This is a genomic window from Micromonospora sp. NPDC005215, from assembly GCF_040607915.1.
Classification (GTDB): domain Bacteria; phylum Actinomycetota; class Actinomycetes; order Mycobacteriales; family Micromonosporaceae; genus Micromonospora.
In genome coordinates this window covers 30,901-45,310 of sequence record NZ_JBEXHQ010000042.1, presented here as the reverse complement: position 1 = coordinate 45,310, position 14,410 = coordinate 30,901, and the positions used below count along the sequence as shown (strand labels likewise).

Annotated in this window: 10 protein-coding genes; 2 read left to right on the top strand and 8 right to left on the bottom strand. The window is 67.1% G+C overall.

Features of this window, described 5'->3' with window-relative positions; translation table 11 throughout:
* Window positions 1–427: 427 nt before the first annotated feature.
* Window positions 428–2,050 carry a beta-1,3-glucanase family protein gene (locus ABZU25_RS26175; protein ID WP_355032029.1) on the top strand — a complete coding sequence of 541 codons (1,623 nt, stop codon included), beginning with the start codon at window positions 428–430 and terminating at the stop codon, window positions 2,048–2,050.
* Window positions 2,051–2,337: 287 nt separating this feature from the next.
* Here the strand turns inward: ABZU25_RS26175 and ABZU25_RS26170 are convergent, their stop codons facing one another.
* The 6 genes from ABZU25_RS26170 to ABZU25_RS26145 all read right to left on the bottom strand — a co-directional run bounded on the left by ABZU25_RS26170 (window position 2,338) and on the right by ABZU25_RS26145 (window position 8,471).
* Window positions 2,338–3,540 carry a glycosyl hydrolase gene (locus ABZU25_RS26170; RefSeq protein ID WP_355032013.1) on the bottom strand — a complete coding sequence of 401 codons (1,203 nt, stop codon included), beginning with the start codon at window positions 3,538–3,540 and terminating at the stop codon, window positions 2,338–2,340.
* A gap of 37 nt (window positions 3,541–3,577) precedes the next feature.
* The gene (locus tag ABZU25_RS26165) at window positions 3,578–4,462 is read right to left on the bottom strand and encodes a carbohydrate ABC transporter permease (protein ID WP_355032012.1); all 885 of its coding nucleotides are present in this window, start codon (window positions 4,460–4,462) and stop codon (window positions 3,578–3,580) included.
* Window positions 4,459–5,367 (bottom strand): sugar ABC transporter permease, encoded by a 909-nt coding sequence (locus tag ABZU25_RS26160; RefSeq protein WP_355032011.1) that lies wholly within the window; start codon window positions 5,365–5,367, stop codon window positions 4,459–4,461. Before ABZU25_RS26160 ends, ABZU25_RS26165 begins: the two co-directional genes overlap by 4 nt.
* The gene (gene ngcE, locus ABZU25_RS26155; protein ID WP_355032010.1) at window positions 5,367–6,746 is read right to left on the bottom strand and encodes an N-acetylglucosamine/diacetylchitobiose ABC transporter substrate-binding protein; all 1,380 of its coding nucleotides are present in this window, start codon (window positions 6,744–6,746) and stop codon (window positions 5,367–5,369) included. The genes ABZU25_RS26160 and ngcE overlap by 1 nt, the downstream gene beginning before the upstream one ends.
* Window positions 6,747–6,807: 61 nt before the next feature.
* The gene (locus ABZU25_RS26150) at window positions 6,808–7,557 is read right to left on the bottom strand and encodes an SIS domain-containing protein (RefSeq protein WP_355032009.1); all 750 of its coding nucleotides are present in this window, start codon (window positions 7,555–7,557) and stop codon (window positions 6,808–6,810) included.
* Window positions 7,554–8,471 (bottom strand): MurR/RpiR family transcriptional regulator, encoded by a 918-nt coding sequence (locus ABZU25_RS26145; protein WP_355032008.1) that lies wholly within the window; start codon window positions 8,469–8,471, stop codon window positions 7,554–7,556. The genes ABZU25_RS26150 and ABZU25_RS26145 overlap by 4 nt, the downstream gene beginning before the upstream one ends.
* Window positions 8,472–8,567: 96 nt before the next feature.
* Between ABZU25_RS26145 and ABZU25_RS26140 the strand changes: the two genes are divergently transcribed.
* On the top strand, window positions 8,568–9,503 hold the full coding sequence (locus ABZU25_RS26140; protein WP_355032007.1) for a BadF/BadG/BcrA/BcrD ATPase family protein: 936 nt from the start codon (window positions 8,568–8,570) through the stop codon (window positions 9,501–9,503).
* Between the two features lie 156 nt (window positions 9,504–9,659).
* Here the strand turns inward: ABZU25_RS26140 and ABZU25_RS26135 are convergent, their stop codons facing one another.
* Entirely contained in the window at window positions 9,660–13,094 is a 3,435-nt protein-coding gene (locus tag ABZU25_RS26135) for a discoidin domain-containing protein (protein WP_355032006.1), read from the bottom strand.
* Between the two features lie 435 nt (window positions 13,095–13,529).
* A complete protein-coding gene (locus tag ABZU25_RS26130) occupies window positions 13,530–14,342 on the bottom strand; it encodes a carbohydrate ABC transporter permease (protein ID WP_355032005.1) in 813 nt (270 codons plus the stop codon).
* Window positions 14,343–14,410 lie beyond the last annotated feature (68 nt).

The window sequence follows — 14,410 nt, the reverse complement described above, 5'->3', positions numbered from 1 at the left end:
ACTCCTGCGAGGAGCCGTTGCTTAGTTTGTGTCAACGTTGTCATTGCGTACCGCGATCAGCATGGATCGCTCTTGACCTATGTGTCAAGGGTGCTACGGCAATGTTTCCCGCTCGACCCCAGCCGCCGCGACCGAGGTAGGGGATCAAGGCCCCCGTCCCTGGCCGCGGACGACCAGGTGGTGCTCGACCGCCGCAAGCGGCTGGCTGGCGCCCACGTCCGCGATCAGCTGCACCTGGCGGACGTCGGTGCGCGTCTGACGTGATCCTCACCGTGGCCGCAACATCAGGAAACAAGGTTAACGATTGTCGTTGACTTTGCCATCGACGGCTATCACGCTGTGAGAGCGCTCTCTCGACCTCGTCCTGATTGATCCGTCAGGATGGCCAAGCCGATGTCAGGAGGTTTCGGTGAAGAAGAGTTTGTTGATGCTAGGCCGCCTCAGGGTGGCTCTCGTCACTACCGCGGCGGTCCTTGTCACCGCTGTTCCGATGCTCACCGCCATGCCGCAGCCGGCCCATGCGGTCGGGCCCGACCTACTGCCCGTCACCGTCACCAACAACTCCGGCCGCGGCGAGGCGGTGTTCCTCTACATCCTTGGACAGGACATCCGCCCCGGTGGCCGACTCGGCTACGTCAACGCTGCCGGACAGTTCTCGGCCTGGCCGGCCGGTGGTCTGCCGCCGACTCCGGCCCCGGACGTGGCGATCCCCGGCCCTGGCAACGGAAGCAGCGTCACCGTACGCTTCCCGCGGTTCATCTCGGCCCGGATGTACTTCTCCTTCGGCCGGAAGCTGGACTTCCGCCTCAGCCCCGATGGCCTTGTCCAACCCGCGCCGTGGGCCGGCGGTGACCCGAACCGGGACATTCTGTTCGACTGGTCGGAGTTCACCTACAACGACTCAGGCCTGTGGCTCAACAGTTCCCAGGTGGACATGTTCGCCGTCCCGCACGCGGTGAGCGTCACCGGTGCCGACGGACAAACGATCCGCAGCGGTGACCCGGTCGCCAACGGCCGGGAGAACGTGATCAACCAGATCCGGGCCAACCCGGACTTCGCCCGCTCCGTGTACACCCGCTCCGACGGAACCGTCCTGCGGGTCCTCGCGCCCGGCAAGGCGATGGACGCCGGCCTGATGAGCCCGAACTACCTCGACGGGTACATCACCTCAGCGTGGAACGCCTACACAGGCCGAACGCTCACCGTCGTGCCCCGGGTCAACGAGCCGAACCGACGGTTCTTCGGCCGAACCAACGGCAACACCATGGTCTTCACCGACTCGGCAGGCGCCCAGGTCGCCACGGTCGCCAAGCCCAGCACCGCCAACGTCTGGGGCTGCGACGGCGTGTTCAACGCACCGAACACACCGCCGTTCATCGAGCCGGAGATCAAACGCACGCTGTGCACCGCGCTGAACCGAGGCACCCTGGGCACCTCGTCGCAGGAACCGGTGCTGGACGCGAACCAGTTCTACCGCAACAGCGCACCCAACCACTACTCGCGGATCGTCCACGCCAACATGGCCGACGGCAAGGCGTACGGCTTCGCCTACGACGACGTCGGCGGCTTCGAGTCGCTGGTGCACCACGGTGACCCCCGCTCGGCGGCGATCATCCTCTCACCGTTCACCGGTGGCAACCCGCCGCCGACCAACCCGCCCCCGACGGTCGGCAGTGCCATCGTCAGCAACTGGCACAGCAAGTGCATCGACGTGCCGAACCTGAACTTCAACGACGGCCAACGCCTGATCGTCTGGAACTGCACCGGCGGCACCAACCAGCGCTGGGAGTTCGTCGACGGCACCCTGCGTACTCAGAACAACAAGTGCATGGACGTCGCCTGGGGCTCCACTGCCGACGGCGCCGCCATCCAGATCGCTACCTGCTCCGGCAATTCCGCTCAGCAGTTCGTCCTCAACGGCGCCGGTGACCTGGTCAATCCACAGGCCAACAAGTGCGTCGACATCAAGGACTGGAACCCGAACAACGACGCCGTCCTGCAGCTGTGGACCTGCAACGGCGGTGCCAACCAGAAATGGCGACGGGGCTGACCAACCCGCTGGGGCGGGTGCCCGGAGGAGCACGTACCGAGGCACCCGTCTCCAGGGATCTACGACCGGGGAAATAGTTTCCCATCCCGCTGCTCGACGCGGGTCTGAGCCGTCTCTGGGCCGCGGGGGGGTCGTGCGGCACCGTCCTGGACGGCGTCTCCACATCCGCCTTGACTCGCCATTGGCAGGTCCTGCAGGACAACGAGAACCGCCCGCCGGGCGGCCGCTCGCCGTGAATCGCGAGCGGCCGCCCGTACCTATTGTCCGGGTATGTGGTCAGCTGCCGCTCAGCAACGGCCGAGATCCTCCCACTGCTGGGTCCAGCCCGGCTCGGATCCCTGCGTCCAGTACCGCGCCCGCCACAGGTGCTTGCCGTCGCCCGACGGCGGACCGCTCGGGTCGCCGTACCTGCTCTTCTCGTGCTTCACCGTCTGGCCTCCGGTGTAGGCCGTGCCGAAGGCCCACTCCGGTGCGGTCGAACAGTTGCCGGCTGGCGGCGGTGTGGTGGGCGACGTCGTCGGTGGCGCGGTTGTCGGGTTCGTCGGCGGCGTGGTTGGCGGATTCGTCGGGTTCGAGCAGCCACCCGTCGTGGCCACCGTGTCCGCGAACGTGCTGCCCGCCGATCGGTACGCGGCCGTCTTCGACGTCACCTGCGCCGGGGTCAGCGCCTGGTTCTTGGCGAACAACACCCAGTCGACCTGCTGGATGTAGGTGCTCAGCCCACCCGAGTGGGCCGCCGTGTCGATGAACCAGAGGTTCCAGTTGATCGTCATCGTCTGCCGGGGGTAGAACTTGCCCGAGTGGTCGCCCACCTGCACACCGTCGATGTAGTAGATGACATGGCCGTTCGCCACCGTCGCCACCAGGTCGTGCCAGCCGTTGAGGCTGCTGCGCTGCTCGGAGTGCAGGTTGTCCGCGTACCAGGGTTCGTTGCGGTAGGTGTACCAGGTGGTCTGGTAGTTGATCGGGCCGGTCTCGCCCCACCCGCCATTGGGTAGGTACTCGGAGATGTCCAGCTCGCTGTAGGTCGGATCGAGGTCACCGTTGAGCGGGCTGATCGTGAAGAAGGTCTGGTTGATGTGGTCGCCGTCGTTCCCGCTGGTCGGGGTGTCGGTGAAACGCACCCGGCTGGCGTACGTGCCCTCGAGGTAGCGCTTCTGGGTGCTGTAGAGCTCCGCCTGGTTGGTGCCGGCGCCGGTGCCGTCAGTCGAGGCGCTGAGCTGCATGACCTTCTGGCCGTTGGCGGTGGGGAAGGTGATGCTGTTCGGGGACCAGGTGGCCCCGGGCACGCCCGGGCCGCCGGAGTAGCTGCGCGGCGTCCAGCCGTGCGCGGTCAGGGCGCTGTCGCTCGACGAGGTGTAGGAGAAATCGTCGAACAGGTAGCCGCATTCGGCGGCGGAGGCACTCGGGGCGCTGGCGAAGACCGCGAGCGTGCCGAGCAGGGCGATGGTTCCCGCGAGCCCCATTGATCTACGTCTGTCGATGTGCATGAGCGGGGTCCTCCAATGGTGGGGGATGGAGAGGGACCTACTTGACCGCGCCGGCGGTCATTCCGGCGCGGATGTGTCGTTGGAACGCGACGTAGGCGATGAGCACCGGCAGCATCGCGATGGTCAAGCCGGCGAACAGACCGCTCCAGTCGCTGCGATACCCCTGGCTGACCGACAGGGCGGCCAGACCCTGCGCCAGGACGTACCGGTCTGGGTCGGGATTGAGAACCAGTGGCAGCAGGTACTGGTTCCAGAGCCCGAGGAAATTGAAGATGCCGACGGCCACCAGGCCCGGCCGGGCCATCGGCAGCATCACGCGGAAGAAGACCGCGCCGTGCGAACAGCCGTCGATGAATGCCGCCTCCGCCACCTCGCCGGGCAGCGTGCGGAAGAACGCGTGCAGGAAGAAGACCGTGAAGGGCACGGCGTAAGCCGCATAGACCAGGATCAGACCGGGGTACGTGCCCAGCAGTCCCAACTGTTGGACGACGAAGAAGAGTGGCACCAGCGCCAGGAACACCGGGAAGAACATCGCCGCGACGAAGGTGTAGTAAATGAGCCGGTTACCCCGGAACTCGTAGCGCGCCAGGGCATAGGCGGCCAGCGACCCCAGCAGCATGGTCAGCAGCAGCGCGCCACCCACCACGATGACACTGTTGAGAAAGTAGCGGCCGATGCTGGCCTGGGTCCACGCTCGTGACCAGTTGTCGAATTGCGGCGAGGCCGGCAGGGACCACGGTTCGTTGAGGATCTCGTTGTCGGTCTTGAAGGAACTGACCACCGCCCACAGCAGTGGCATCGCGGTGACGACGGCCCAGGCCAGCATGGCGAGGTGCACCGGAAAGGCGGCTCCGGAGCGTCGGGCGCGACGTGCAGGGGCAGGCCGAGCGGCCACGACCGCTCGCTCACGTGTCACGGTCATGCCAACTCCAGCCTTTCCTTGCGGCCCGTCCGCAGCGCGAGCACGGCGAGCGTCAGCGTGGCGAAGAACAGGGCGACACCCATGGCCGACGCGTAGCCGAACTTCCCGTACTGAAAGGCGTTGCGGTAGAGCGAGAGCCCGATCACCTCGGTCGCGCCGTCTGGGCCACCGGGGCCAACGGTCATCACCTGAACGACGGCGAAGGCATCCAGCGCCGCTATGCCGAGATACACGAACGCGACCTGCACGCTTTCGCGAACCAGTGGAAACGTCACAGTGCGGAAGGTCGCCCAGCCGCCGGCCCCGTCGAGTAACGCCGCCTCGAACAGTTCTTGCGGGATACTGTCGATCGCCGCGCTGAACAGCACCACGTAAAAGCCCACCGACGACCAGACCAGTACCGCCATCACCGCGATCAGCGCCAGGGACGGCGACGCGAGCCAACTCCGGGTCAATCCGTCCAGACCGACCGACCGCAACGCCCCGTTCAGCAGGCCGGTGTTCGGGTTGTAGACGAAGCCCCACAGCACCGCGATGACCACGAGGGACAAGAGCTGCGGAAAGAAATAGACGATCTGGTACGCACCCGAGCCCGCGATCCCCCGTCTTCCACCGCGGCCACCCAGGTGCATCATGCTCGCCAGGAACAGCCCGATGCCGATGGTCACCAGTGGCACCACGACCAGCATCACCGCGTTGTTACGGACCGCGTGCAGGAACAGGGCGTCGCCGCCGAGGCGGGCATAGTTGCCCGCCCCGACGAACTGCGCCGCGCCGGCAACGCCGGTCCAGTCGGTCAGCGACAGGTAGAAGGCCTGCGCGTACGGTGACAGCACGAAGACCGCGTGCAGCACGAGCGCGGGTACCAGCGCGCCGACCAGGAACCGCCACCGACCGTGTTTCATCAGCGGGTGTACTTCTTCACCGACGAGTCCTTGGCCAGCGAGTCGGCCGCCTTCTGGATCCGGTCCGACCACTGCGCGGCGGTGCTGCGCCTGTTCACCAGTTCACCGGTGGCGTCGTCAACAGCCTTGGCGAGCGGCGCGTACCAGGTGCGGAACCGGTAGGTGAAGGTTTCCGTGCCGGCCGCCTGGACCGCGTCGCGGACCGAGCCGAGGCCGCTGCTCAGCGTGAGACCGTCGGTGGCTCCGGCCACCGCGGGCAGCGTGCCGGCGGTCTCGGCGAACGCCTTCGCTGACTGCTTGGAGAACAGGATCCGTAGGTACTCCATACCGCCGGCGGGGTTCGTCGCCTTCGCCGGCACCAGGAACGATTCGCTGCTGGCTGCCTGCAGTGCGGTGTGCTTCAGCACGTCCGCCGAGGTCCGCGACGGCACCGGACCCATCACCATGTCGAAGCTCGGTGCGGTGACGCCCTTCTGCTCGCTCTCCAGCCACGAGCCGCATGGGATGAACGCGGCCTTGCCCTGCGACCAGGCCGCCTGCGCCTCGGTGTGGGACAGTGCCTCGGAGCCGGACATGATGTAGCCCTTGCCGGCCAGTTCCGCGAAAGCCTCGGCCGCGCCGATCAGACCCGGCGCCTTCCACGCGTTCGGCTCGAGGTTGTCCACGGCCTTGACCAGCGACGGTCCGCCGGTCTTGGCGGCCATGCTGAGCAGCGGATCGTTGATGTACTCCGGGTACTTGCCCTGGTACGTCCAGGGCGCGATGCCGGCCGCCTTGATGGTCGCGCAGAGCGTGAGCATCTCGTCCCAGTTCTTCGGGTAGCTCCAGCCCCTGGCGGCGAAGAGTGGTCTGGAGTACCAGAGGCCCCAGGCGGTGTAGGTGAAGTTGAGTGTCAACGGCACCGTGTCGAACGTGCCGTCGTCGACCACGCCGGGCAGCAGTGTGTCGCGCACCGTCTTGCCCGGGTCGTCGTACGCGGGAGCATCGAGCAGCTGGCTCAGATCGCTTACCTGTTTGGCGGAAACCAGCGTGGCGATGTCCAGGCGGCTGGCGCCGGTGTTGTCCACGACGTCCGGTGGGGTGTTCGCGACGAACCGGGGCTGCAGAGCCTCACCGATCTTCTGGATGCCCTGATGGTCGATCTTCGCGCCCGCGTACTTCTGGGTGTACAGCGTTCCGGCGTGCTTGGCGTAGTCGTCGCCGTACCCGCCCTTGAAGATCACGACCTCGAGCGGGGCGTCCGCCTTGACGCCCAGCGGGTTGTCGGCGCTTTTGACGCCGGTGTTGCCGGCGGCCGGATCCTCGTCGTCGTCGCCGCCGGTCACGCAGCCGCTCAGCAGGGGTAGCGCGACACCGGCCGTCACCGCCGCGCGCAGCATGGTTCGTCTCGTGGGGTACGGTCCTGACAGGAGTGAACGGTTCATCAGCTGGGCCTTTTCCCTATGCGGTACGCCGGATGCGACCGGCGTACCGCTCTTCGATGTGTTTGTTGTGCTCCCGCCCGCCCGGCACGTTGTCGGACAGGTAGACCGGCGGGGTGACGTTGAGCGCCAGCAGCCGTGCCACCACCTCGGTGACGATCTGCTGGGCCAGCAGTGCTGCGGTGATCGACGAGACGGCCCCGACCGCGCCGTCGCCGTAGTCGAGGGACGCGTCGCCGTACGGCGCGCCGTTGTCGAGCACGATGTCGGCGAGGTCGGCGAGCTTGAGCCCGCTGTCGTGCCGTGATTCGACCCGGGCGGAGTGCGCGATCGAGGTGATCGCGATCAGCGGGTGCCCTCGCTGTTTCACCAGGTGTGCCATCTCCACCACGGCGCCATTGACGCCGGAGTTGGAGGCGATGACGAACGCGTCGTCGGGCTTGATCGGGGCGAGTGCGTAGAGGCGGTGCGCGACGTCGGGCGTGCGCTCGAGTTGCGGGTCGCTGAGCACGCTCGTCGGCTCGCCACCGTAGAGGACGATGTCGCGTAGGGCGATCTTGTTGGTCGGGACGAGGCCGCCGGCCCGGCCGGCGATCTCCATGGCGAGTGCCTCGGAGTGTCCGCAGCCGAACGCCTGGATCACCCCGCCGGCCTGCAGCGTCGCGGTCAGCAGGTCGGCGGCTTGCGCCACCCGGTCGCCCTGGGTGGTGCCGACGCGTTCGATGGCCTTGGTGATGACCTCGACATAGTCTGCGCTTGTGATCGTCACAGCGGCTTCTCCCTCCGTGCTCGCTTGCGGTTCGCATTGGTGTCCGGCATCCGGTGTGCGTCGACGGCCCGCACGGTGAGTTCGAGCGCTTCGGCGGTCCGTTCGTAGGTGCGCTGTGCGACGGCGACGTAGATGAGGTCGAGGATCAGTAGCTGCGAGTGCAGCGCGGAGAGGGCCGCGAGCCGGAACGTGGTTTCGTGCACCGAGGTGGTGAAGACGAGGTCGGCGACCTCGGCCAGCGGTGAGCGGGCGAACGACGTGACCGCCACGGTCAGCGCGCCGTGATCGGCGGCCTCGGCGAGCATTTCGATCGCCTCACGGGTCCGGCCGGAGTGCGACAGGCTGATTGCGACGTCGCCCGGTCCGAGCAGCGCGGCGTTGGTGAGGGCGGTGTGTGTGTCTGCGCGGTACCGCACCGGGATGCGGATGCGTTCGAGTCGGAACGCCATTTCACTGCCCGCGGTGCCGCTGCTGCCCAGCCCGAAGATCTCCACCCGGCCGGCGGTGGCGATCGCGGCGGCCACCCGTTCGACCGCGGAGGTGTCCAGGCCGGACGCGGTCGCCTGGATGGCCCGGGTGTCCGCGGCGGTGATCACGTCGAGGACGCTGCTGATCGGATCCTCCGGTGCGATATCTCCGGAGATGTCGGTCTCCCAGCGTGCCTGCTCGGCCCGGCCGGTTTCGGTCGCTACGGCGACGCGTAGGTTGGCGTACCCCTTGAAGCCGAGTGCCCGGCTGAAGCGGGTGACCGTCGCGGTGGAGGTCCCGGATCGTTCGGCCAAGTCGACGATGCTGGCGTGCGCTGCCGTCTCCGGATCGTCGAGGATGGCCTCGGCGATCTTTGCCAGGGCCTCCGGCATGGTCGGCCCCTCCATGCGCAGCCGCACCAGCAGCCCGCCACTCTCACCCGTCACCAGTGATCGTCCTTTTCATCGAGAAGCTGTGGCCATGAAAATTACGACCGCAATGACGTCTAGTCAACAAAAAGTTTCTATGCTTCGATCAGCGTCATGGTGCTGGTATTGGGTGTTGACGCCGGTGGCACGGCGTCCCGGGCGGTCGTGGCGACCCGGGATGGCACCGTGGTGGGCCGTGGCTCGGCTGGTCCGGGCAACCCGACGGCAGCGGGGCCAGCGGCCGCTCGCTCCATCGGTGCGGCGGTGCGCGATGCCCTGGGGAAGCACGACCCAGCATCGGTGCTCAGCAGCGTCGCAGGCATCGCCGGCGCGAGCATCATGGCGGACCCAGAGATCACCGCGGCCTTTACGCATGAGTGGGCCCAACGTGGATTGACCTGCCCGGTCACCGTGGTCGGAGACGCGGTGACAGCCTTCGCGGCAGGCACATCGGCGCCCTCGGGAGCAGTGCTCATCGCCGGCACCGGCGCGGTCGCCGCCCGCATCGACGACTGGCGCGTCACCCGCACCGCCGACGGCCTCGGCTGGCTGCTGGGCGACGAGGGCTCGGGCATGTGGCTGGGCCTGCAGGCGGTTCGCTCGGTCGCCAGGGCCTGGTCGGGACCCACGGTGGACGCCGGGCTGGCGGCCACGATCGCGGCGCAGGCCGGTGTGACCAGCTGCGACGAGCTTGTGCGCTGGGCCGGCCGCCAACAGCCGGCCGCATTCGCCGCGCTGGCACCCCTGGTGTGCGCGCGAGCCACGGCCGGCGACGCCCTCGCCGAGCGTCTGACCGCCGAGGCCGCCGCTCGACTGGTCGCCACTCTCGGCGAGTTGGGCCCGCCGGACGGCCCCGTCGTGCTCGCCGGCAGCATCCTGACAGAGACCACGTCGGTGCGAGCGGAGGTCCTGGCCACCCTCGCCGGCCCGATTGCGACCGCCAGAGACCCGGCGGTCGGGGCCGCCTGGCTCGCATTGCGTCAGATCACCGACCAGGAGGAGGCGGTGCGCCTGCACCACCGCATGCTTCGGCGCGGTCTTGGACCGTAGCCGGTCAGCCGTTGACCAGGACCGCAGATCACGCCGTCCGTCGCCGTTCGGGATGAGGGCAAGGATCCTCGGCGACCACGCTCGCCCTGCCCGGGCCGCATCCGGACTAGCGGGCGGGAGGAGGGGCGCCGCCCCGCTCCTCCCGCCCTCGATGGATCAGATGATCGGTTCAACCCAGATGTTGCGGTAGACGATGTTGGCGCCAGGGTCACCGTGGTCCTGCAGACGGATCGGTCCCGCGGAGGGGCCCTCCGCCGCGCCGTTGCCGGTGGACCCGTTGATCTGGGCGTTGTTGTGGATGGTGACGCCGTTCCACACGACCGTGACTCGGGCGTTCTCCGTCTTGGCTCCGGAGGCGTTGAACCGGGCGGCGCGGAAGGTGACGTCGTAGGTCTGCCAGGTCTGCGGGGCGGTGGCGGCGTTCACCGACGGTGCCAGTTTCTCGTAGATGGAACCGCCCTCGTTGTTGGCGGGGGTGGTGTCTCCGAAGGAGTCCAGGACCTGCAGCTCGTAGCGGTCCTGCAAATAGATCCCGCTGTTGGCGCGGGCCTGGCCGGTTATCTCCGGCGGCAGGTTCGGCAGCCAGAACTCAATGTGCAGCTTGAAGTCGCCGAACGCCTGCTTGCTCTTGATGTCGCCACCCAGGACCTCCATGCCGCCACCGGCGAGCGGCCAGGTGGCCGGGCTGCCGTTGGCCTGCTGAAAGTTGTTCAGGTTGGACCCGTCGAACAATGTCACCCGGCCGGCGGCGCCATACACCTCGAACTCGTAGATTCGCGCGGCGGTGTCAGTGGTGCTCGTGCCCGCCGTGACGTTGATCCGGGCGTACCTGGCCTGCGTGGTGGCGATGTCGTGGGTGGTGGTGCTGGCCGTGTTGCCGGCGACGTTCGCGACAGTCGTCCAGGAGGTGCCGTTGGTGCTGACCTGGAGGTTGAAGTCGCGGGTGTTCCAGGCGGCGTCCTCACCGCCAGCGCCGGCGTGCTTGACGACGAAGCGGCTCACACTCTGGCTGGCGCCGAGGTCGACCTGCAGCCACTTGGTGGCGCCCAGGGAACACCACTTGTCGGTGTTGCCCCCGCTGACGCTGCCGTTGACCGCCTGGGCAGGGCCCTCGGCGGCCGAGCAGGAGCTGTCCGCGGTTGCCGGCTTGTTCAGGGCGATGTTGCCGGCCGGTGGGGCGGAACCCCCGTAGACCTCGAACTCGTAGATCCGGGCCGCGCCGTTGCCGGAGGTGCCACCGTTGGTGACGTTGATCCGGACGTAGCGGGCCTGGGTGGCGGCGATGGTGTGCGTGGTGGTGTTGGCCGTGTTGCCGGTGACGTTCGCGACAGTTGTCCAGGAGGTGCCGTTGGTGCTGACCTGGAGGTTGAAGTCGCGGGTGTTCCAGGCCGCGTCTTCACCGCCAGCGCCGGCGTGCTGGACCACCAACCTGTTGATGTTCTGCGTGGAGCCGAGGTCCACCTGCAGCCACTTGTTGGTGCCGAGCGAACACCATTTGTCGGTGTTGCCGGCGTTGATGGTGCCGTTGACCGCCTTGGCCGGGCCCTCTGCGGTGGCGCAGGAGCTGTCGGCGGTTGCCGGCTTGCCGAGGGCGAGGTTGGTGGCGACGGCTTGACCGGGGATCGCGTTCAGCGTGTACCAGACCTCGGTGCTCCAGAGCGACTGGCCGTTGCTCGCCGCGAACGGCTTCGGTGAGCGGATGTGCACCACCCGGCCGGGCTTCAGGCCGTTGATCGCGAGTGTGACCTTCTTACCGTCGGCCGACAGGGTCGCCGAGGACACCGACAGGGTCTCCTCGTCGATCTTCGGCCCACCGTAGGCCGCCGTCGGGACGTAGCGCCACTGCTTTACCCGGTACTTGGTGGCTAGGGCGGTGGCGGTCGCCGCGGACAGCGGCTGGGTGTACTCGATCTCGAACCCGTTGGGCAGGGCTCGCATGGCCAGCATGTCGAAGGCGTTACCGCCGTTCGGGGTCAGCTTCTGCAACCCGTAGTTCAACTTGCCGGACTGGCCCCAGTTACCGCCGGCCCCGAGCCCGCCGACGTAGATGGCACCGTCCGGTCCGAGGTTGACCTCCGAGACACCGGCCTCCAGGCCCTGGGTGAGCCGGAACAGCGCACCCTGGTACTCGCCGTTGACCTTCTCGACGAAGCCCCGCTGCAGCCCGCCGTAGGTGACGTCACCGATCACGAACTGCCCGGCGTAGGTGCCGGTCGGCATCAGCAGCGGCGTGCTCGGCGAGTTGCCGATCTCGTTCTGCGGCATCCACAACACAGGCTGGGTCACCGGCGCGTTGTCGAACGGACCCGCCGGGTTGAGATAGTGGTTGAAGAAGCGGCCCTGCTTGATGTGCACCAACTTGGACGCCGGCTGCCAGCCACCCTGGTTGTCGGTGACGAAGATGCCGTTCTCCGGCCCCCAGCCGATGCCGTGCGGCGTCCGCAGTCCACCCGCCACGTACGACAGTGCGCCGGTGTCCTTGTTCACCTTGATCGTGGTGCCACGGTTGGCGACCGTCTGCGGATTCGTGGTGTTGCCCCCGTAGTCGATGCCCACCGACAGGTTCACGTAGAAGAACCCAGCCTGGTAGAGCAGGCCGAAGGCGAACTCGTGGAAGCCGCCGCCGTAGGGCCAGGTGGCGACCGTCTGGTACTGGTCGGCGACCTCGTCGCCGTTGGAGTCGACCAGCCTGGTCAGCCGCGCCTTCTCCGTGACGTAGACGACGCCATCAACGACCTTGAGCCCCATCGGCTCCTTGAGGTTGCTGCCGATCCGCTTGGTCGTCACGTTCCCGGGTGAGGTGTTGCCACCAGTGTTGGAGAGGATGTAGACCTCACCGGCCTGCGAGGAGCCAGACTGGTCGCTGCCGCCCCAGGTGGAGATGACCAGGCGGCCGTCGGGCAGCCAGTCCATCCCGGTGACCTTCGGTTGGAAGCCGTTGGGTCGAAGGTTGGTCAGCGAGAAATTTGGGTGCACCGAGGTCAATGGGAGTCCGTCGCCCGGTGAGTCACCGGCGGCTTCGCACTCCTTGCGGCCCGGAGCGGTCACCCGCACGACGCCGGCGTCGGTGCTCAGCACCGAGCTGGGCACGTTCACGAACGACGTCGAGCCGGGTGTCTGCCACTGCAGGGTCAGTTGCTGTCCGGCGGTCGCCTCGAAGTGCTCGATGCGCAACGAGTGATAGCCGGTGGTCAGGTTGATGGATCCGTCTTTCGGAGTCGGTCCGTGCAGGCCGTCGTGGTTGATCACCAGCGTGTCGTCGATCAGCAGACGTGAGCCGTCGTCGCTGGTCAACCGGAACGTGTAGCTACCGGCCTGTGGGATGTTGACGTTGCCGAGGACCTGGGCCAGGAAGTTGTCCTCCAGTCCGAACTCGGCTGCCGTCGTCCAGTTGACCGTTGACATGAGCTTGTCGATGTTCGGCGTCTGTGCCGCCTTCAGCGTGCAGAGGCTGCTCAGAGAGGTCTGCAGGTCGAAGATCCGAAGTGTGACGCCGGGCTCCTGTGGTGGTGGAGCTGCGGGTGCGGCCGTGGCCGCAGTGGGCAACCACAGGCTGGCACTGGCGAGTGCAGCGATGAGCGCACCCGCCATGGGTAGGCGCGCTCGTCGGGACGGTGCGAACACTTTGCCTCCAGTGGACGCGGGACAACGACGCACGATCGCCGACACGGCATCCGCCAACGACGTGTCAGGGCAACCGATGACAACGATGTCACCTTGGGGTAGTTGGCCTGGCACGCCGCTGCCTGGCGCAGGCAAATCTATGTTTGTTTCATCCAGATGTCTAGATGTTTTGGGGAAACGGAGTCAACTTCTGCTCCATCGAGCAAAAGTTCGGCCATGGCGGACCCGCGCCGCTGGTTCGGCTGGGCCCAGAGCGCGGCGAGCCGTTCAACAGGCACGGCAAGATCCCGTACGAAGGAGCGGGTGAGAAACGCGTTGGCAACGTCGTCATCGCACAGCCCCTGAGTGAACTGGTCCGCACCGCCTGTCTCGGTCCCGTGCCACCGCGCCGGGAGCTGGTTCTCAGCTCTTGACGGAGCCCGCCATCAGGCCACTGATGAACCATCGGCCGAGCAGGACGTAGACCAGCAGGGTGGGCAGCGACGTGATGAGGGCACCGGCCATCGAGGCGGCGTAGTCCGGTGACTGGGCTCCGGCCAGCGCGTTCAACGCGATGGTGATCGGGCCGTTGCGGGTGTTGGACAGGAAGATCGCGAAGAGGTAGTCGTTCCACGCCGAGGTGAACTGCCAGATGACCGTCACCACGAAGCCGGGGATCGAGATCGGGAGGATGATCGACCAGAACGTGCGCAGCAGGTCGGCGCCGTCCACCCTCCCGGCCTCGATGAGCTCCTCCGGGACCGTGGTGGCGTAGTAGTTCCGAAAAATCAGCGTGCAGATCGGGATGCCGTAGACGCAGTGCACGAAGATCAGGGTCGGGATGCCCGGCTGGATGCCGATCGTCGTGACGATCTCGCGCAGCGGGATCATGACCGCCTGGTACGGAATGAACATTCCGAACAGGATGAAGGTGAAGATGACGTCGGCGCCCGGGAATCGCCAGCGGGACAGCACGAACCCGTTGGCCGCTCCAACGATCGACGAGATCACCGCGACGGGGATGGCCAGCTCCAGTGTTCGGATGAACGACGGTCGCAACGCCGTCCATGCCTTTCCCCAGGACGCGACCGTCCAGTGCTCCGGCAGATTCCACTGGCCGGTCACACCGATCTCCGAGCCGGACTTGAAGCTCGTAACGATCAGTACGTAGGCCGGCATCAGCACGACCGCCAGGAAGAAGAATGCCAGAGAGTACTTGATCAGACGGCCCGCCATGGAGCCGCGCGTGTTGGGCCGCCGCCGCGCAGGCGGTGGGGAGACTCGGCCGATCGTTGCCGGTGATG